The following is an 18,264-nucleotide window of genomic DNA, read 5'->3' on the forward strand; positions in this document are numbered from 1 at the left end:
AAGTTAGTTAAGCAAAACCGTAGCAAAATAAACACATCCATCGTCCTTCCTTATTGGCTGCATCGGCATCAAAAATGTAGAGTCCTTTACCATCAATATTTTTTCTTTGGCTTTCTTTATCTCCTCCGGAAATATCATTGATATATATAATGGTGCCATCCTGTTCTGCTCCGTATAAAGTATTTCCCTTTTCTGTAAGTTCTGCACGGGTTAATCTTGGAGGAAGTAATCCGTCAATAGTCAGAATATCTTTTTTTGCAGTAATATCCAGCGTTGCTTTGGGATTTCCTGTATTAATTCCTGTTTGAGCCAATACAACCGATGATGTAGCTATTAAAAAGCAGCTAATAATTTTTTTCATATTTAAAAAGTAAATTTAAATCCAGTCTCTTTTTGTATTTGTAAATTGATTAAATAGAAGCGTAGCAAAATAGGCACATCCATCTTCCTTCATTATTCTCAGCATCTGCATCGAAAATATAGAGTCCTTTACTTTCAATAAATTGTCTTTGGTTTTGTGCATCCCCTCCGGAAGCATCATTAATGTAAATTATTGCCCCATCCTGTTCTGCTCCGTATAAAGTATTTCCTTTTTCCGTAAGCTCTGCACGGGTCAGTCTTGGTGGTAATAAACCTTCAATCGCTGTAGCATTTTTTTTTGCTGTAATATCCAGAGTTGCTTTAGGTTTGTCTGTATTGATACCTACTTGAGCAAATAAAATGGGTGCTGTCCCAATTAAAATCAAACTTATCAGTTTCTTCATATATTTTTTCTTACAAAGATAAATTTTACAGAAAAAAATAAAGTACATGTTTTATTGTGTGAAATGTATTAAATAGGTTGATTTATAATTAGATATAGTATAAATAAGAAATTATTTTAGCGAGAAAATAATGAATAAAGTATTATAGTAGAGATTTTTCTTGCCATGATAAAAAAGTATAAATTATACAGATTTTGTAATAAACTATACACTTTGTTCAGAACAGTTCTTTTTACTTTTGTCATAAATAGATTGGAAATGAAGACTTCATACAATAATATGTCCCGCAAGGATTTTATCAGAAATTCAGCATTGGCAATGGCAGGATTAACTTTACTCCCTAATATGATGACCGCATCACCATTTTTTGATGGAAAAAATATTTCAGCAAAAGGAAAGCTTAGCCTTAAAAATGTTCGTCTGGAAACAGGATTTGAATACGATAATGGAGAAGTATCTGCTACAAAAACAGATTTGTTCTATATAGAAGTGGAAAACGGAAAAATCACAAAGATTTCTCCGAACCAGCCTCATGCAAAAGCCATAGATGCAAAAGGTTTATTAATGTTACCAGCATTTAAAGACATGCATATTCACCTGGACAAAACCTTCTATGGAGATAAATGGCAGGCTGTAAGAAAGAGAACAGGTGGGGTAAAAGGAATGATTGAGCTTGAGCAGAAAATGCTTCCCGAAATGCTGAAAAATTCTACCTTCAAGGCTGAAAAAATGATTGAATTACTGCAATCTAAGGGAACCTCATTTGCAAGAAGTCATGTGAATATTGAGCCTACTTCAAAACTCCAGTCATTAAAAAACTTACAGAAAGCTTTAGAGAACAAGAAAAATAGTTTCGGTGCCGAATTGGTAGCTTTTCCGCAACATGGAGTTTTTTATACAGACTCAGCACCTTATCTGAAAGAAGCTGCAAAAATGGATATTGATTTCATTGGCGGAGTAGACCCTTTCAATGTGGATGGAGATATTGAAAAAGTAATAGACTTCACAGTTCAGCTGGCATTAGATAATAAAAAAGGAATTGATATTCACTTACACGAAACGGGTGACTCAGGATTGGAAACGGTAGAATATCTGATTAAAAAAGTAAATGAAAATCCATCTTTAAAAGGAAAAACCTATTTGAGCCACTGTTTTATATTAGCGAAACTGGAAGAAAAAAAGCAGGAAGAGATTGCCGAAAAACTTGGTGAAGCACAGATCGGAGTGGTTTCTACTATTCCTTTCGGAAGGCTGATCATGCCGATTCCAACATTGTACAAACATAATGTAACTGTATTGACGGGTAATGACAGTATTGTAGATCACTGGAATACTTTCGGAACAGGAAGTGTACTTCAGAAAGCGAATTTAATGGCGCAATTATATGGGTATTCAACGGAGTTTTTATTATCAAGAAGCTTAAAACTTGCTACAGGTAATATACTTCCGCTAGATGATAAAGGCGCTCAGCAATGGCCTAAAACTGGAGATCGTGCAGACTTTGTTTTATTAAATGCAAGCTGTTCCGCAGAGGCTGTATCAAGAATCTCAAATGTAGAATCATTGGTACATCAGGGAAATGTAGTTTTTTAATTTCTTAAGATCAACCTGATATGAAAGTATTAGTATTTCTTTTAGCATTCGGGAGCCTGAGTGCCTGTGAAGAAAAATTTAATGATTTTCCAAAAGAAGAAATGATGCAGGAAAAAGATATATTAAACCAGGTAAAGAAAGGTAATGTTTTTGCTGTAAAATCTGCGCTGGAAAAAGGAGAAGATGTAAATACGCAGGATAAAAAAGGTCGTTCTTTACTGTTGATTGCAACCCTTGAAAAGCAAACTGAAATGGCAAAACTGCTGGTTTCTTATAAGGCAGATGTAAACCTTCAGGATAATCAGCTGGACAGTCCGTTTTTATATGCCGGAGCAAGCGGACAAACAGAGCTTGTGAAATTATTCCTGGAAAACGGAGCGCGTTTTGATCTGTTCAACCGTTATAATGGTACTGCTTTAATTCCTGCCTGTGAACGAGGGCACGTGGAAACGGTAAAGGTTTTGGTGAAGACTAAAGGCTTTCCGATCAATCATGTCAACCGCTTGGGATGGACAGCCTTAATGGAAGCGGTAATTCTTGGAAACGGAACTCAGAAATACCAGGAGATAGTACAGATCTTAAAAGATAACGGAGCCAGTCTTACCATTCCTGATCACAACGGGAAAACGCCTTTGCACCACGCAGAGCAATTAGGATTTGAAGAAATAGCTCAGATTTTAAAATCATAAAGTCAGAATGAATACTTCCTTAAAATCATCAGTATTGAATTTTATCGGAGGTAAAATCTTTGCGCTCTTATGATTTTACAATATGAGAAGGAACAAAAAAATTTAGATATATAATTTAGTTGGTGTTTTTCAGCCACAAAGGACTCATTTGTTTCTTTTGTGGCTATTTTAGTTTTTTCTGTGATAAATTTTATTAATTTTAGAAGAAATTCAGGGAGCGTGAGTTATCATACAGATCATTTTCCTATTTTGGGAATCCAGGAGTTCAGTGAAGATCAGCTTAAGGGCTGTAATTTGCTGTTTAATGAACTTTACGGGGCGCGTTCCATTGATGATCCGCATAAGCATGACTTTTTTATTATCAATCTTTTTGAGCACGGTGTAGGCTCGCATACCATAGACTTTACGGAATATCAGGTCAAAGATCATCAGATTCACCTTGTTTTTCCGGATCAGGTACATCAATGGGTGATTGAAAAGGAAACGGTAGGATATCAATTAATGATCAGTAGGGATTGGTTTGAAAGTTTTCTGCCTTCGCTTCGTTTTTCGGCTTCTTATTACCAGAATCATCCGGTTATTAATCTGACTGATGAGGTTTTTGCAAGTTTTTTGTATGAATTTCAGGCAATACAAAAAGAATTAAAGACAGAAAAGGTGTTTTGGGAACTGATCCAAAAGAGAAGTGAACTGATCGGTTTATTGGTAAGCAAATCTGTGGAAGGCGCATTTAAAGACTTTGAAGTTTATAATTCGAACCCTATTATTTCAAAGTTTTTACATCTTATAGATGAACATTTTAAAACGGAAAGGTCAGTTTCTTTTTATGCTGATAAACTCAATATTTCTGCCAATTACCTGAATATAGTTTGTAAAAAGAATCTTAATGCTTCGGCTTCATCTCTCATTCAGGACCGTATTTTACTTGAGGCAAAACGTCTTTTGAAAGTTTCAGAAATGTCTGTAAAAGATATTGTATATGATCTGGGTTTCTATGATCATGCAAGCTTCTCCAAGTTTTTTAAAATGCAGACAGGGATGACGCCATCTCAGTTCAAAGAATAATTTATACAAAACAAGACATAATTGATACACCGGTTTTGAAGCGAAGCCTGTGTAATTTTGTATTGTTAAAATATTAAATCATGCAATTTCCATATCAATTAACTGCAAAAGGAAAATATTCCCTGAAAAATGTCCGCCTGGAAACAGGTTTTGAATACGAAAATGAAGAGGTAATCGGAACGAAAACAGACCTTTTCAGTATCGACATTGAAGACGGAAAAATAAAAGCAGTAAAAGCAAATGAACCTGCTTCGAATGCAATTGATGCAAAAGGATATCTAATGCTTCCTGCGTTCAGAGATATGCACATTCACCTGGACAAGACTTTATACGGATTACCGTGGCAGGCACTTTCACCGAAAAGAAAAACGGTAAAGGATATGATCGCATACGAACAGGAAATCATACCTGAACTTCTGAAAACTTCTGTGGAAAGGGCAGAACAGCTGATCAGTCTTCAACAGCATTACGGAACTCATTTTGTGAGAACTCATTTCAATATTGATCCTACATCAGGTTTAAAATCTCTGGAACATCTTGAACAGGCTCTTCAAAATAAAAAAGATTCTTTCAAGGCTGAATTGGTGGCATTTCCGCAACACGGAGTATACTATACTGAATCTGCACCTTTAATGAAAGAAGCCGCGCAACTGAAAAGTGTTGGTTTTATCGGAGGATTAGACCCTTTAAGTATTGACGGAAGCATTGAAAAAGTAATGGATTTTACGGTACAGCTTGCTCTTGATCATAATAAAGGAATTGATATTCACCTGCATGAAGTAGGGGATTCCGGGATGAAAACAATCAATTACCTAATCGATAAGGCTATTGAAAACCCGGTTCTTCAGGGGAAAACTTTTGTAAGTCATGCTTTTGCTTTAGCACATCTTTCCCAAAAAGAAGCTGATCAGATTGCAGAAAGACTGGCGGAAGGAAAAGTAGGAATTGCTTCTTCCGTACCATTTAAAAAGACAATTATGCCAATTCCAACACTGAAGAAGCATGGAGTAAATGTTTTGATCGGGAATGATAACGTACAGGATTTCTGGAGTACTTTCGGATCAGGAAGTATGCTGCAGAAAGCTAATCTGATTGCTGAACTATATGGCTATGCTACAGAATTCGCATTGTCAAGAGCATTACAGTTTGCGACTCAGAGCACTGTTCCTTTAGATGATAAGGGTAAACAACAATGGCCAAAAGCAGGTGATGAAGCCGCGATTGTTTTGACGGATGCATCATGTTCTGCAGAAGCCGTTTCGAGAATTTCCAAAATAGAAGCCCTGATGAATGACGGGAATCTATTCTGGAGAAAGTAATAGACTTATATATTTTTTATATACACTTGTTTTTTGTGAATCAGCCACTAGAGTTTTCTTGTGGCTGTTTTGTTTGAAAATATGAATAGTAAGGCTTGATTATAAATGGCACACTATCAAGCTGTACCCAAAACAAAAACCATCAGAAAAATCTGATGGTTTTTTACTTGAATGAAGAAACTAGTTATTGTAAAGCTGCTAAAAGGTTTACTCCATCTACCGTAGCCCAAGCTCCCGGTACTAGAGAAACTTTTGTAACACCTGTAGCATTTGTGAAAGTCTTACCACCATTTGGACTAAAAGCGTATCCCCAAGCTCCAAGGTTGTCAGAGTTTACATAAGTAAGAGGCTCTACTTTTATTTTTCCAGTGTTAACCTGACTTGTTTCTGTTGCAGCATCCTGAATAAGTATGCTATAAGCTTTTTGAGTTCCAATATTTTTATAGCCGCTAGCATAAACATTAGAGAAGATTCCAGTACCCTGTTTTTTAAACTGGATAGCAGTAATTTCTGGAGAGTTTGCTGTTTCAGGGAGTGTGTTAGTATCTCTGATTAATGTGATGTTTGAGATTTTTGGTGCTACATTATCAGCATTCCCAGAAGCTTCAATTTCCATTCCAAAGTTACCTGTGCCGGTTTGGAATGCATACCAGTTTGTATTATTTTGTCCACTCCAAGCATCCTGCCAATCGAAAGAATCGTCAAAGTTACCATAAGAAACAAGATTTTTAGCGCTTACTGTTCCGCCAAAAAACTCATAACCATCATCGGTTCCTTTGTAAGTAACGAGATTTTCAAGTATAGTTCCTGCTCCTACAGCATAGAAAGTCATAGAATTGGTTTCAGAAGTACCATCACCGATTTTTTTACCAGCATATTCTACTCTTACGAATTTCATTGTTCCTGAATTTGAGTTTGGATCTGTTCCACCATAGTAAACGTTATTTCCATCTTCTGAAAGTGCTTGTGCATTTCCATTAATAGCTTTAATTGGTGCATTTCCATATAAAGTAATTCCTCCCCAATCTCCAGGAGTTTTAGTAGATGTTGTAAATACAATCGGTTCAGCTGCAGTACCTACTGCATTGATCTTTCCGTCTTGGAGAATTACAAGCCCACTTGTTTTAGTTGTAGTAACATTGAAAGTGGCTCCTGCTTCAATAGTAATTGTAGCATCGTTGGTTACCTTTACAATTCCATCTAATGTATAGTTACCTTTTTTAATAAGGATATTTTTTGAAATAGTGCCTGATAGTGTTCCGCTTCCACTCAAAACGCCTTCATTTGTTCCTGGAGTAGTAATTGAAGTACCGTCTCCTAAACCATCATTTACCTCGATAGTACATGAATTTAAGGCTAATGTTAACACAACTGTTAACGATAGTAATGATAAAACTCTTCTTTTCATTTTTATACTTTTTATACTTTATTTTTTATTATTAAAATTATTAGAATGTATACCCTACAGTTAAATTGAATGTAGTACCTCTGTAATAGCTTGTAAATCTATTATTTCCTTGCTCAAAATTAGTTTGAAGATAATTTTTATCTCCAATTAAGATTTTGTATTGGCTGTTTAAAATATTCTGGATTCCGAATTTTAAATTCCAATTTTTAGATAACTGTCCTTGATAAACAAAATCTAACTGACTGAATGGTTTTTCATAATAATTATCAGTACCTGTACCTCCTGTTGCATATATCTTGCTTCCCGAAACATTATATACAAGAGAGAATGTATGTGCTAAATTACTACGACCTTTTAATTCGTATTTTAAATCAGCATTAATGGTATATGGAGATGCTCCCTGTAAACCTCTTTTATTTAATTTTTCACCTGTAATGGCAAACCAGTCAGGTTGTTCCATGTTAATTTGATCCTGACTTCTTTCTACATTTGAATGCATAATGGTAGCATTAGCTCCCAAAGTGAAATTTCTAAGAGATTCAGATAATCTCCCCAAACCTAGGATTCCCTCTAATTCTATTCCGAATAATTCTGCTCTTTTTGCATTGAAGAAAGTGATGGTTGAACCAGTGGCATTTCCAGAAGGAACTAATGAACGTTCTATTGCATTATCAATTCTTTTGGCGAATAAATTAACCGCAAACATTTCTTTGTTTGTTGGGAAGTATTCCCATTTCAAATCGAAGTTATAATTTTCACTATTTTTAATTTCTGGATTACCGACAATATTTACGTTATCAGGATTAATATAAGTAATAGGCATAGTCTCAATTAATATAGGACGTGTAACCGTTTTACTAAATGAGAATCTAATGTTATTTTTATTATTAATCGCTTTCTTTATTGATAATGAAGGTAAAAAGAAGTTCTTATTTTTATCTAAATTTATCTTTTCATCTGCACTTTGTTCAGAATAGCGGATTAAAGTCATATCATTTTCAAATCTCGCTCCTAATAAAATATCCCAAGAATCATTAGGTTTAAAGTTAATATTAGCATATCCTCCATTTATAATTTGGTAAAAACTTGAATAATATTGTGAAACATCAGAGCCTTCTTGATAATACAAGTCTCCTTTTCTAATTGATGAATTAAAGACTTCTTGTGGATTATCAATATTAATAATGAAAGGCGTTAAAGTTGAATTAGATGTACGTCCAAAGATAAATCTATACGACGTTTTTCTGAAATCAGAAAAACCATTATAACCTAAGGCAATTTGAATTGGAAAATCTTTTCTATCTCCTTTTTCTCCTAAAGACAATTGATATTCAGCAAATGCTGAACCATAGAATCTGGAATCAACATCTAGATATTGGCGAATAATATTATTCCCACCATAGCGCATAGAAATATTTCCACCTGTAAGATTAGCTCCAGTAACTGGATCAATTGTATTTCCCTCTATAATCTTTCTATCAGGCTGCTGATAGTTATTAATAACATAACTTGCTCCGGCTTTAAGCTGATGTCTTTCATTTATTTTTTGTGAAGCAGTCAATTGTAAATCTAAAAATCTTGAAATATCTAATTGATTAGTTCTGAAGAACGTTGTTTTATTAAGTACCTGCCCGTCTTTATAACCATGGTTATCTTCTATAATATTATTAGTGTTTTGTAAATAGATGGCATTTAAGTTAATATTTGTCCCTCTATTTTTATATCCTAAACCTAATAAAACGGAAGATTCTGTTTCGTAATTATATTGTTTACGACTAAGAAAATTCATGTTCTCAATGAATGAATTTCGACCTAGTCCTTTGAATTGGTTATTATCTCCTTCCTTATATTCAAATTTACTTCCTTGATTTAGTGAAAATAGAATTCCTAAGTTTCCTGATTCTCCCATTTTTACTTTTTGGGCAGTTGTAAAACCAATACTTGTATTAGGCATTGCTTTTACATTATCTACATTCCAGGAATCTTTAAAAGAGTTCAGAGATTGATCAGCTGTAAATCTGTAGTTGTTAGGTCTTGCGTTTCTAATTTCTTCGGGAAGTCTTCTATCCCTAGAATTCAATCCCAGATATCCCTTCATTCCGTCCGCTCCCTCAGCTACTTTGAAATTATCTCTGAATGTACTTAAAGTATTTACTCCTACACTGAATTCTACTTTTGTAAATGGCTTATCAATCGTAAGCGTTTCAATATCAAAGGTAGCTCCGGCGAAATCTCCGTAAAGATTAGAGTTGAAAGTCTTGTAAATGTTTAATTTACCTACAACATCCGTTGGAAACTGCTTCAACGCAATGATCTTTTGGAAAGGGTTGTTGGATGGTGAACCAAGACCGTTAATTAATAAATAGTTGTATCGTTCTTCAAGACCCCTTACGAAAAGACCTCTTCCTTCTACCGTAGTGATCCCCGTTACTTTCGTAAGTCCCTGTTCTACGTTGGAGATCCCTTTTCTGGAAATCTCTTCAGCACTTACAGCCTGTTTTTGAACAATTGCTTTTTTCTGTTCTCCTAATACAGCAGTTTCAGTTTTCTTGTTGCTGCTTCCTTGGATTACTACGCCTTCAATTTTTTTCTCCTTAGTGATGGTGTCCTGCTTTATTTCCTGAGCATAAAACACTGAACCAGATAAAAATAAGACTGCAATGCTAAGTTTATTAATTTTCATTCTTTTTTACTTGCTTTATTTACTAGATTCTTTCGGTGCAAAGGAATAAAAGATTGCTCGGGTAAATGGTTTAGTAAAATTTAATTTTTTTTTAACTAAACATTAAGAAAGTGGAGTTATTGTTAACTTTATATGAACGATAACTAATTTGTTAATCTATCATTCAAAAATGATTAACTTTGAAACAGTAAAAATTTAAAATGAGTCAAAAGAAAATACTCTTAATAGACGACGAACAGGACATTTTAGAGATTCTGTCTTACAACTTGGAAAAGGAAGGATATGATATCCATACAGCTACCAATGGTAACGAAGGAATAGAAAAAGCAAAGGAAATTATTCCGGATCTTATTCTACTTGATGTTATGATGCCGGAAAAAGACGGTATCGAAACTTGTCAGGAACTTCGTAAGGTGAAAGAACTTCAAAAAACACTTATTGTGTTCCTTTCAGCAAGAAGTGAAGAGTTTTCTCAGTTGGCTGGTTTTCAGGCAGGTGCTAACGATTATGTGGTAAAGCTTATTAAACCGAAAATTTTGATCTCAAAAGTAAATGCTTTATTACAGCTGACTTCTCAGGTATCTGATAATGCAAAACTTATCGAAATCGGGGATCTTATTATTGATAAAGATAACTTCAGAGTTTCAAAAAGCGGTCAGCAGTTCCTGCTTCCTAAAAAAGAATTTGATTTACTTTATCTTTTGGCTTCCAACACAGAGAAGGTGTTCAAAAGAGAAGAAATTCTTGAAAAAGTTTGGGGGAATGATGTGATTGTAGGAGAAAGAACCATAGATGTTCATATCAGAAGATTAAGAGAAAAACTGGGAATCAATACCATCCAGACATTAAAAGGAATTGGATATAAGCTGATTGTTTAATCACTTAAAATCCTAACTTGACGTTTAATCTTTAAAACTTTGTAAAATTGAGATTTTACAGACTTACCCTCGTAGCCTCCAGTCTACTGACACTGGTTATGCTCTTTCTTGTGGTCGTTTTCGATTCACTGAAAGACATCTATTATGAAACCCCTCTATTCAAAACAGGACTTATCATTTGTATTGTCCTGATTTTTATTATCAATTGTGTCGTTCTTGAGCTCCTATTCAATTACTATGGTAGAAAACAGGTAAAAGGTTTATCAGATTTTCTCCCTCAGGAAATAGTAAATGATAATGACGAGAATATTACCATTAAAGAACTGGGAGAAAGATTTTCCGATCTCAATCAGCAGAAGGTAACAGAGATTGATATGATGAAGGAAATGGAGAGTTATCGTAAAGAATATATAGGAAACGTTTCCCACGAACTTAAGACCCCTTTGTTTTCCATTCAGGGCTACGTGGAAACCTTAAGAGACGGAGGAGTAGATAACCTCACCATCCGAGACAAATATCTTGAAAGAATTGATAAATCCGTTGAAAGACTTATTGCCATTGTTACCGATCTTGATATGATCAACAGGCTTGAGGCAGGAGAAATCAACCTTACCGTTTCAAAATTTGATGTAAATCTTCTGATCAAGGAAATTTTTGATCTTCTTGAATTCGAAGCCGAAAAACATAATACCACACTACAGATCCAGACTCTTCACCCACAGATTTTTGTGGAAGCAGATAAACAGAAAATTTCTCAGGTATTTATTAACCTTATTTCTAACGCAATTCATTACGCCAACAGACAGGAAGCAAAAGTGATTGTGAAAACCAGTGTTTTAAAAAATAAAGTACTGATTGAAGTAATAGATAACGGAATGGGAATCAAATCTGAAATCCTGCCAAGAATTTTTGAACGTTTCTATCGTGTGGAAACCAGCAGAAGCCGAAGAGAAGGTGGCTCAGGGCTGGGACTTGCTATCGTAAAACATATTCTTGAAGCTCATAACGAAAACATTACCGTAGAAAGTGTTTACCTTGAAGGAACGAAATTCAGTTTTATGCTGGAAAAAAGTAAATAGTTTCGGCAAAATGTAAGAAAAAAAAATATTTTAAAAAATCCTGAAATATTTTTTTGTCACATGTCATTTATTATATATTTGCACTAGAGATTTATCATAATTATAAAGGCAAAAAAGTAATTTAAGAAACTGATATGGTTTACAAAATCCGCGTAATATTAGATGCGAAAGAGGATATTTTCGTGATATTGAAGTTAAGGGAAAACAAACGTTATGGAACTTACATTTAGGAATTAAAAGTGCATTCAGTCTGCAAGGAGATGAACTTTCTACTTTTAATCTGTTAGAAGAAGACGGAACAATCGTAAAAAGTGTTCCTTTGGAAGATATGAGCGATGATGGTGATGGAGAGATTATGTCAGACGTTTACATTGATGAGGCTTTTGAAAATAAAGGAGACAAAGCACAATTCCAATATGGGCTTCTTGACCTTTGGGAATTCTTCTGTGAGCTTATAGAAATCATTGATGAAACAAAAGGAGTTAATTATCCTATTACGGTGTACAGATTCGGAAATGTTCCATTAAAGGCACCTAGCAAAAACGGAAGTGCTGGAGGTTCTAAAAAGAAATCAGCAATGCCTTTGGCAGATGATGAATTTGGATTTGAGGAAGATTTCGGAACAGGTGGTAATTTCTCAGATGAGGATGACAGCTTCGATGACGATGACGACGACGATTACAACGATGATGTCTTTGATGATGAGGACGACAATGATGATGAAAGATAACATATAAAAATATACACCTCAGGTTTTTAATCTGGGGTTTTTTATTGAACGAATCTGAAAAAATACGAGGATACAGATGAATCAGTCTCAAAAACTGGGGATCACATTGTTAGTATTTATGAAATTTAATTTGATACAAAGCTTTTATAACCTTATCTCATATTCTTAAGAAAGCAAAGGATTGAATCAATGAAACTGATTCTTTCTAAGCGAATGCCTATCCACAAGCTTTTTCAGCGACAAAGTCGCTCTTCTTAGCTTCCTGAAATAAAACATTTGAATATCTTTCTTTGCGATAAAAAGAATGTGTTTCTTCAATAAAAAGTATACGGATGTTTTTTTTAGTTCTCAACTTTTGCGCTTGACCCAAACAGAAGATTTTAAGATAAGTCAAACTCCGGCAAAGATGAATTTAGGAAAAACTTAATGAATACTTCAGTTGTCCTCTTTATTTTCAGCTTTATCAATACCTTCAGACAGAAGAAAATTTATCATAAGCCAATCATATTTATACCTCGTATTATTCAAAAGAACCTTCGTAATTTTCCCTTTTAGCCCCTTTCCCTAAAAAACAATCCTTATTTTTGTTAAAAATAGATTAATGAAGAAATTAATTTTATTAGCCGTAATTGGTCTGGGAATTGTTTCCTGTACCACTCAAAAAAACAGAGGGAAGATGACAGAACTACCAAAAGAATGGAAACACAATACTAATATTTACGAAGTAAACGTCAGACAATATACTCAGGAAGGGACTTTTAAAGCATTTGCAAAAGAAATGCCCCGCCTGAAAGCTATGGGTGTAAAAACACTTTGGTTTATGCCCATCACCCCAATTGCACAGCAAAATAAAAAAGGAAGTCTTGGAAGCCCTTATGCAGCAGCAGATTATACCTCTATCAATCCGGAATTTGGAACAATGCAGGATTTTAAAGATATGGTTAATGAAGCACACAGATTAGGATTCAAAGTAATCATAGACTGGGTGGCAAACCATACCGGCTGGGATCATGTATGGACAAAAACACATCCTGAATTTTACCTGAAAGATCCTGATGGAAAATTCCACATTGCCTCCGGAATGGATGATATCATTGAACTGGATTATAAAAACCCTGAAATGCGTCAGGCAATGATTGATGCTATGAAATTCTGGGTAACGGAAACAGATATTGACGGATTCAGATGTGACCTTGCTTCTTGGGTAGAAGTCGATTTCTGGGAACAGGCACGCCCTGAAGTAGAAAAAGTAAAACCACTTTTCTGGCTGGGAGAATTTGACGAATTGGAAAGCCCTGAATACGGAAAAGTATTTGATGCAAGCTATTCCTGGAAGTGGATGCATAAATCCGCTGATTATTACAAGAAAAATGAACCTCTTCAGGAGTTGAAAGATCTGTTGGTAAAATATTCCAATATCGGAGACAACTCAATGAGAGCGTGGTTTACAACAAATCATGATGAAAATTCATGGAACGGAACAGAATATGAAAAATATGCAGTAATTACCAAACCTATGGCAGTGTTTTCTGCAACATGGAACGGCGTCCCGTTGTTATATTCCGGACAGGAACTTCCGAACATGAAAAGGTTGGAATTCTTTGAAAAAGATGTGATCAAATGGACAAAAACATATCAGGTCGCAGATTTTTATAAAACATTATTGGATTTAAAGTCGTCTAATCCGGCTTTAAGAGGTGGAGACTCAAATGTTACAACCTATCTACTGAATACAACAGCTAATGACAAAATTTTAGCTTATGTAAGAAAAAACGGTAAAAATGAAGTATTGGTTGTTCTCAATATGTCAAAAGAGCCGGTAAACTTTAGCATTGAAGATGAGCACTTATCCGGAGCTTTCAAAAATGTTTTTGATAAGACGAAAAGAAATTTTGATGAAAACAAAGACTTTAATTTCAAAGTGTCAGATTACGCTGTATTTGAAAAATAAAATTACAGAAGTTTTACCATCTTAATAGTGAGTTTTTAAACGTTTCTATATTCTTCTCCGCCGGAGGAATGTCGAAATCGTAGATTTTGATGGGGTGGTTCTTCCATTCACAATAAATAATCCAGCGTATCCAATGAACAAACAGGAAATTATCAATATCATCAAAGGCAAAATAGCTGATAAAGCTCAATATTTCGAAAACCTTATTGCAGAAACGCGTGCTTCCAACAACGATACAAAAAGTTCAATGGGGGATAAATATGAAACAGGGCGCGAAATGCTTCAGCAGGAAATTAATAACCTTCAGCGACAGCTCAACGAAGTTTTGAATCAACAGGTTGTTTTACAGAAAATAACTTCAGACCCTTCTGAAAAAGTTCAGAACGGAGCTTTAGTAAAAACAAACAAAGGTCTTTTTTATGTTTCTGCATCCATGGGAGAGATCATTTTTGACAATCATAAGATTATGACAGTCTCGGCAGAATCGCCATTAGTAAAAGCTATGTTTGGCAAGAAAATGGGAGACGGATTTACCATTAATAATATCAGTCAGAATATTGAAAATATCTGGTAGATCAATCTTTCAAAATGATGAAACTTAAAAACTTACTTCTCTTTGTTTTTTTATGGAGCGGCTCGATGATCAACGCTCAGATCCGTGCTATTGTTTCGGGAGAAACCTATGATCTGGAATCTGTAAAGCTTACCGTGGATGATTTTGTGATTACCATGAATGCAGACGGATCAATTGCCGATTTCAATGCTCCCGGATTGAACGGGAAAGTTGAATATTATGAAGACCGTATTTTTGATAAAATTAAATACGGAAAACTGAAAAGTATTGGCGGGATTAAAATAGATTATTGGGATGATTCATTTTTTAATAAAGATAAAGCAGGTAACCTGAAAAGTATAGGGAATATTGCTGTTGAGTATTGGGATGACACAGCCTTTACCAAAGAAAAAGCAGGTAAAGTAAAGACTATTGGATCGTTGGCTATAGATTATTGGGAAGATGATATTATGGATAACAGCAGATTGGGTAAATTGAAAACAATTGGTGATATTTCCATAGACTACGGAATCAAGGACATGATGGATCAAAGTAAATTTAAAAAACTGGTGAAGTTTGGTCCCGTGAAACTGGAGTATTCAGATGATAAATTTATAGATAAAGACCGATATGGAAAGCTGAAATCTATCAGTGGAAATAGTGAAAAAATCAGTGTTTCTGTTTTCTAGCCCTAAATTAAAATATGCATTATATCATTGCTTCATAGATATCAGATACACAAATATTTAATAAAACAATAAGAGGCATTCAGAAAATGAATGCCTTTTTTTAATGCTTTTTTAGTAAATTTGAACCACAAAATTTCTCTCAAAATGCAAAACTACCTTGACCTTTTACAGCATATTTTAGATAACGGAACTGATAAAACCGATAGAACCGGTACCGGAACAAGAAGCGTTTTCGGGTATCAGCTGAGATATGACCTGTCTAAAGGTTTTCCATTGGTAACGACCAAAAAGGTGCATTTGAAATCCATTATTTATGAATTGCTTTGGTTCCTGAAAGGAGATACCAATATTAAATACCTTAAAGATAATGGGGTGAGCATTTGGGATGAATGGGCAGATGAAAACGGAAATCTGGGACCTGTCTATGGTGCACAGTGGAGAAGCTGGAACGGAGCTGATGGAAAAGTAGTAGACCAGATCACAGAAGTGATTGACCAGATCAAGAAAAACCCGGATTCCAGAAGATTAATTGTCTCTGCATGGAATGTTGCCGAAATTCCTAATATGGCGTTGGCACCTTGTCATGCATTATTTCAGTTTTATGTAGCTGACGGAAAATTATCATTACAGCTTTATCAGAGAAGTGCAGATGTTTTTCTTGGGGTTCCTTTTAATATTGCAAGCTATGCATTATTGCTGATGATGGTAGCTCAGGTTTGTGACCTTGAAGTAGGAGATTATGTTCATAGCTTTGGAGATGTTCATATTTACAACAACCATTTTGAACAGGTAAACAGACAGCTTTCAAGAGAAACAAGACCTCTTCCGACTATGAAGCTGAATCCTGAAATTAAAAATATCTTTGATTTCGATTTCGAAGACTTTACCCTGGAAAACTATGATCCGCATCCGGGAATTAAAGCTCCGGTAGCTATTTAATACAATCCGAAGATTTTATATCCTTTTGTAATTGGTATATTTCTATTATTTTTGATGTTTGTGAGAATTTATTGATCACCACAAATTTTGAAAAAATAATATGGAGAAAAAATTAAACAATAGTTACCTGATATTTTTGAATATCTTAATAATTGTTTACAACTTTTACATAAGTCTATCCGTTTTTAAAGAAAAAATCATTGTAACGGATGATTTAAGCAAACTCTATGAGTCAAAGTATATTTCTAAGTCTTACTTCAGTTATATCTATTCTTTTTTAGACTCTACCACGATGGCAGCAAGACCGGTTTCCGGTATTGTCACAGGAACATTGATTTTTTTCTCAAAGTCTAATGAATATATCTACCTTTTAGGAGCACTTTTTTTTCCACTGTCCTTAATCGCTATTTACTGCATTACAAAGAAGATTCTTTCAAAAGAGCTGGCAAGTTTGATTACTTTGTTATACTCTTGCTCCCTAATCGGGACCAGCATTCAGTTTTCCTCCATTATGCTCAATTCAAACCTGGCAACAATTTTCTTTTTATTAAGCATTTACTATATCTATGTTCGTGAAAAAATTGTTATCAGTTCACTGTTTTTTATTGCTTCAATATTGAGCTATGAAATTTTTCTTCCTCTCATACTTTTGAATCTATTTCTTATTAAAGACAATAAAAAAAGAATTTTGTTTTTATTATTGACATCAGGAATTATTATTATTTTCAGAAAGATCATTCAGCCTTCTATATTTGTAAACTCATATCAAAGAGATGATGTAGGCAAAATTTTTGAACTTAAAAGAGTATTGCAAATCATTGTTTTTTCTCTGAAGTTATTCTTCAAAGACCTGTTTGTAGGAATCTATAAAGGCATATTGAATTTTCGAAACCTTCCTGTCATAGAGATTCTATCATCCTTCCTGATCTCATTCGTCACTTATAAAGTATTCTCCGGCTATGATTTCAAAAGTAAATGGAAAGAATCTAAAAGTATTGTTCTTATATCTTTAATAGCAATAATATTATCGCTAAGTATTTTCCTTTTTTCATCCTATATTCCTACGATTTTCGGATTTGATAACAGAAATCTGGGTGCTATAAGACTTTTTTATACTCTTCTTATCGTTTTTGTAGTCGTTTCTACATCAATTAAACTGAAATTCGGGAATAAAATAACAAGTGCCCTTTTTGCAGTGATTACTTTTCTGCTCATTATTACCAATCTGAGTGTGAAGAATTCCTGGATTTACGCCGTTCAGTTTAATCATGAAATATTTGCAAAATTAAATACAGCTCTCAGATCAAACCATATTGAAGCCGGAGAAGTATGTCTGAAATATGATATTTTCAACGAGTTTACAACCAATTCTCATTTTACATTAAGAGAACCCATTTTTTACAATAACTGGGAAAGCCCAATGTTATCCCTAATGAATGGTATTGATCCTCAAAAAATCAAAGTTTATAATATGGAAAGGAAAACTGACTGCAATATTATATTTCTCTACAAAAACAGAACAATGATCAGAATAAAATAACACTGAAAGTATTCAGAGGTTGTTCAGATTCCTTCTGTTTGGGGTGAAATTCTGCTTTTAAAGATGAAAATCAGGGTATTGTTTCTAAAATAAGTTTTAAATTTGAAAGAACTTGATTTTAACCTTTAACAAAAGGCTTAATTATAAATCCAATCATAAAAATTATGAAATATTTAAAAATAAATATAGAAGAAGGAGCTGATCCCGAAGTACTGAAAAATATTGTACTTCAACTGAAAGGAGTCGCTTCCGCAGAAATTATTGACGATGAAAACCCTGAAAGCGAACTTAAAAAAGCTTTTGCCAAAACAAAAGAACAGTTGAAAACAGGAGATTACGAAACCCTTGTCAATGATATCTTTGATATCCTAATAAAAAAATAAA

Annotated in this window: 16 protein-coding genes and 1 pseudogene; 13 read left to right on the plus strand and 4 right to left on the minus strand. The window is 34.3% G+C overall.

Translation table 11 applies throughout. The annotated features are described in order from the left end of the window. Nucleotides 1-7: 7 nt before the first annotated feature. A complete protein-coding gene (locus tag AC5YGG_RS10930) occupies nucleotides 8-361 on the minus strand; it encodes a phage tail-like protein (RefSeq protein WP_496144531.1) in 354 nt (117 codons plus the stop codon). Nucleotides 362-410: 49 nt separating this feature from the next. Further along, a complete protein-coding gene (locus AC5YGG_RS10935; RefSeq protein ID WP_496144532.1) occupies nucleotides 411-764 on the minus strand; it encodes a phage tail-like protein in 354 nt (117 codons plus the stop codon). A 258-nt stretch (nucleotides 765-1,022) separates the two neighbouring features. Between AC5YGG_RS10935 and AC5YGG_RS10940 the strand changes: the two genes are divergently transcribed. The 4 genes from AC5YGG_RS10940 to AC5YGG_RS10955 all read left to right on the plus strand — a co-directional run bounded on the left by AC5YGG_RS10940 (nucleotide 1,023) and on the right by AC5YGG_RS10955 (nucleotide 5,430). Then, on the plus strand, nucleotides 1,023-2,357 hold the full coding sequence (locus tag AC5YGG_RS10940; RefSeq protein ID WP_496144533.1) for an amidohydrolase: 1,335 nt from the start codon (nucleotides 1,023-1,025) through the stop codon (nucleotides 2,355-2,357). Between the two features lie 20 nt (nucleotides 2,358-2,377). After that, complete coding sequence (locus tag AC5YGG_RS10945; RefSeq protein WP_496144534.1) at nucleotides 2,378-3,046, plus strand: ankyrin repeat domain-containing protein; 669 nt, start codon at nucleotides 2,378-2,380, stop codon at nucleotides 3,044-3,046. A gap of 219 nt (nucleotides 3,047-3,265) precedes the next feature. Next, nucleotides 3,266-4,111, plus strand: coding sequence for a helix-turn-helix domain-containing protein (locus AC5YGG_RS10950; protein ID WP_496144535.1), 846 nt, complete (start codon nucleotides 3,266-3,268; stop codon nucleotides 4,109-4,111). Nucleotides 4,112-4,191: 80 nt separating this feature from the next. After that, nucleotides 4,192-5,430: an amidohydrolase gene (locus AC5YGG_RS10955; protein ID WP_496144536.1), complete on the plus strand. Its 1,239-nt coding sequence runs from the start codon at nucleotides 4,192-4,194 to the stop codon at nucleotides 5,428-5,430. A gap of 184 nt (nucleotides 5,431-5,614) precedes the next feature. Here the strand turns inward: AC5YGG_RS10955 and AC5YGG_RS10960 are convergent, their stop codons facing one another. Together AC5YGG_RS10960 and AC5YGG_RS10965 are read right to left on the minus strand one after the other, a co-directional pair. Continuing rightward, entirely contained in the window at nucleotides 5,615-6,838 is a 1,224-nt protein-coding gene (locus AC5YGG_RS10960) for a beta-helix domain-containing protein (protein WP_496144537.1), read from the minus strand. A gap of 40 nt (nucleotides 6,839-6,878) precedes the next feature. Then, on the minus strand, nucleotides 6,879-9,521 hold the full coding sequence (locus AC5YGG_RS10965; RefSeq protein ID WP_496144538.1) for a TonB-dependent receptor plug domain-containing protein: 2,643 nt from the start codon (nucleotides 9,519-9,521) through the stop codon (nucleotides 6,879-6,881). Between the two features lie 200 nt (nucleotides 9,522-9,721). Here AC5YGG_RS10965 and AC5YGG_RS10970 point away from each other — a divergent pair, with 200 nt between their 5' ends. The 9 genes and pseudogenes from AC5YGG_RS10970 to AC5YGG_RS11010 all read left to right on the plus strand — a co-directional run bounded on the left by AC5YGG_RS10970 (nucleotide 9,722) and on the right by AC5YGG_RS11010 (nucleotide 18,263). Continuing rightward, nucleotides 9,722-10,399: a response regulator transcription factor gene (locus AC5YGG_RS10970; RefSeq protein ID WP_076548984.1), complete on the plus strand. Its 678-nt coding sequence runs from the start codon at nucleotides 9,722-9,724 to the stop codon at nucleotides 10,397-10,399. A gap of 47 nt (nucleotides 10,400-10,446) precedes the next feature. Next, nucleotides 10,447-11,478 (plus strand): sensor histidine kinase, encoded by a 1,032-nt coding sequence (locus AC5YGG_RS10975; RefSeq protein ID WP_496144539.1) that lies wholly within the window; start codon nucleotides 10,447-10,449, stop codon nucleotides 11,476-11,478. Between the two features lie 134 nt (nucleotides 11,479-11,612). Next, a pseudogene (locus AC5YGG_RS10980) lies at nucleotides 11,613-12,208 on the plus strand (IS1096 element passenger TnpR family protein). A gap of 601 nt (nucleotides 12,209-12,809) precedes the next feature. Beyond that, a complete protein-coding gene (locus AC5YGG_RS10985; RefSeq protein WP_496144540.1) occupies nucleotides 12,810-14,159 on the plus strand; it encodes an alpha-amylase family glycosyl hydrolase in 1,350 nt (449 codons plus the stop codon). Between the two features lie 133 nt (nucleotides 14,160-14,292). Continuing rightward, nucleotides 14,293-14,733, plus strand: a complete 441-nt coding sequence (locus AC5YGG_RS10990) for a hypothetical protein (RefSeq protein WP_496144541.1) — start codon at nucleotides 14,293-14,295, stop codon at nucleotides 14,731-14,733. Between the two features lie 14 nt (nucleotides 14,734-14,747). Beyond that, entirely contained in the window at nucleotides 14,748-15,401 is a 654-nt protein-coding gene (locus AC5YGG_RS10995; protein WP_496144542.1) for a hypothetical protein, read from the plus strand. Nucleotides 15,402-15,545: 144 nt separating this feature from the next. Next, nucleotides 15,546-16,340, plus strand: a complete 795-nt coding sequence (locus tag AC5YGG_RS11000; RefSeq protein ID WP_496144543.1) for a thymidylate synthase — start codon at nucleotides 15,546-15,548, stop codon at nucleotides 16,338-16,340. Between the two features lie 100 nt (nucleotides 16,341-16,440). Beyond that, a complete protein-coding gene (locus AC5YGG_RS11005) occupies nucleotides 16,441-17,880 on the plus strand; it encodes a hypothetical protein (RefSeq protein ID WP_496144544.1) in 1,440 nt (479 codons plus the stop codon). Nucleotides 17,881-18,044: 164 nt separating this feature from the next. After that, nucleotides 18,045-18,263 carry a hypothetical protein gene (locus AC5YGG_RS11010; protein ID WP_496144545.1) on the plus strand — a complete coding sequence of 73 codons (219 nt, stop codon included), beginning with the start codon at nucleotides 18,045-18,047 and terminating at the stop codon, nucleotides 18,261-18,263. Nucleotide 18,264: the final 1 nt, after the last annotated feature.

The organism is Chryseobacterium sp. CS2K3 (assembly GCF_059515185.1).

What these genes read in the sequence shown, in the direction of transcription:
- AC5YGG_RS10970 (WP_076548984.1), top strand. Translation starts at nt 9,722, where the DNA reads ATGAGTCAAAAGAAAATACTCTTAATAGACGACGAACAGGACATTTTA.
- AC5YGG_RS10985 (WP_496144540.1), top strand. Translation starts at nt 12,810, where the DNA reads ATGAAGAAATTAATTTTATTAGCCGTAATTGGTCTGGGAATTGTTTCC.
- AC5YGG_RS10965 (WP_496144538.1), bottom strand. Translation starts at nt 9,521, where the DNA reads ATGAAAATTAATAAACTTAGCATTGCAGTCTTATTTTTATCTGGTTCA.
- AC5YGG_RS10990 (WP_496144541.1), top strand. Translation starts at nt 14,293, where the DNA reads ATGAACAAACAGGAAATTATCAATATCATCAAAGGCAAAATAGCTGAT.
- AC5YGG_RS10935 (WP_496144532.1), bottom strand. Translation starts at nt 764, where the DNA reads ATGAAGAAACTGATAAGTTTGATTTTAATTGGGACAGCACCCATTTTA.
- AC5YGG_RS10930 (WP_496144531.1), bottom strand. Translation starts at nt 361, where the DNA reads ATGAAAAAAATTATTAGCTGCTTTTTAATAGCTACATCATCGGTTGTA.
- AC5YGG_RS10955 (WP_496144536.1), top strand. Translation starts at nt 4,192, where the DNA reads ATGCAATTTCCATATCAATTAACTGCAAAAGGAAAATATTCCCTGAAA.
- AC5YGG_RS10945 (WP_496144534.1), top strand. Translation starts at nt 2,378, where the DNA reads ATGAAAGTATTAGTATTTCTTTTAGCATTCGGGAGCCTGAGTGCCTGT.
- AC5YGG_RS11000 (WP_496144543.1), top strand. Translation starts at nt 15,546, where the DNA reads ATGCAAAACTACCTTGACCTTTTACAGCATATTTTAGATAACGGAACT.
- AC5YGG_RS11010 (WP_496144545.1), top strand. Translation starts at nt 18,045, where the DNA reads ATGAAATATTTAAAAATAAATATAGAAGAAGGAGCTGATCCCGAAGTA.
- AC5YGG_RS10960 (WP_496144537.1), bottom strand. Translation starts at nt 6,838, where the DNA reads ATGAAAAGAAGAGTTTTATCATTACTATCGTTAACAGTTGTGTTAACA.
- AC5YGG_RS10995 (WP_496144542.1), top strand. Translation starts at nt 14,748, where the DNA reads ATGATGAAACTTAAAAACTTACTTCTCTTTGTTTTTTTATGGAGCGGC.
- AC5YGG_RS10940 (WP_496144533.1), top strand. Translation starts at nt 1,023, where the DNA reads ATGAAGACTTCATACAATAATATGTCCCGCAAGGATTTTATCAGAAAT.
- AC5YGG_RS11005 (WP_496144544.1), top strand. Translation starts at nt 16,441, where the DNA reads ATGGAGAAAAAATTAAACAATAGTTACCTGATATTTTTGAATATCTTA.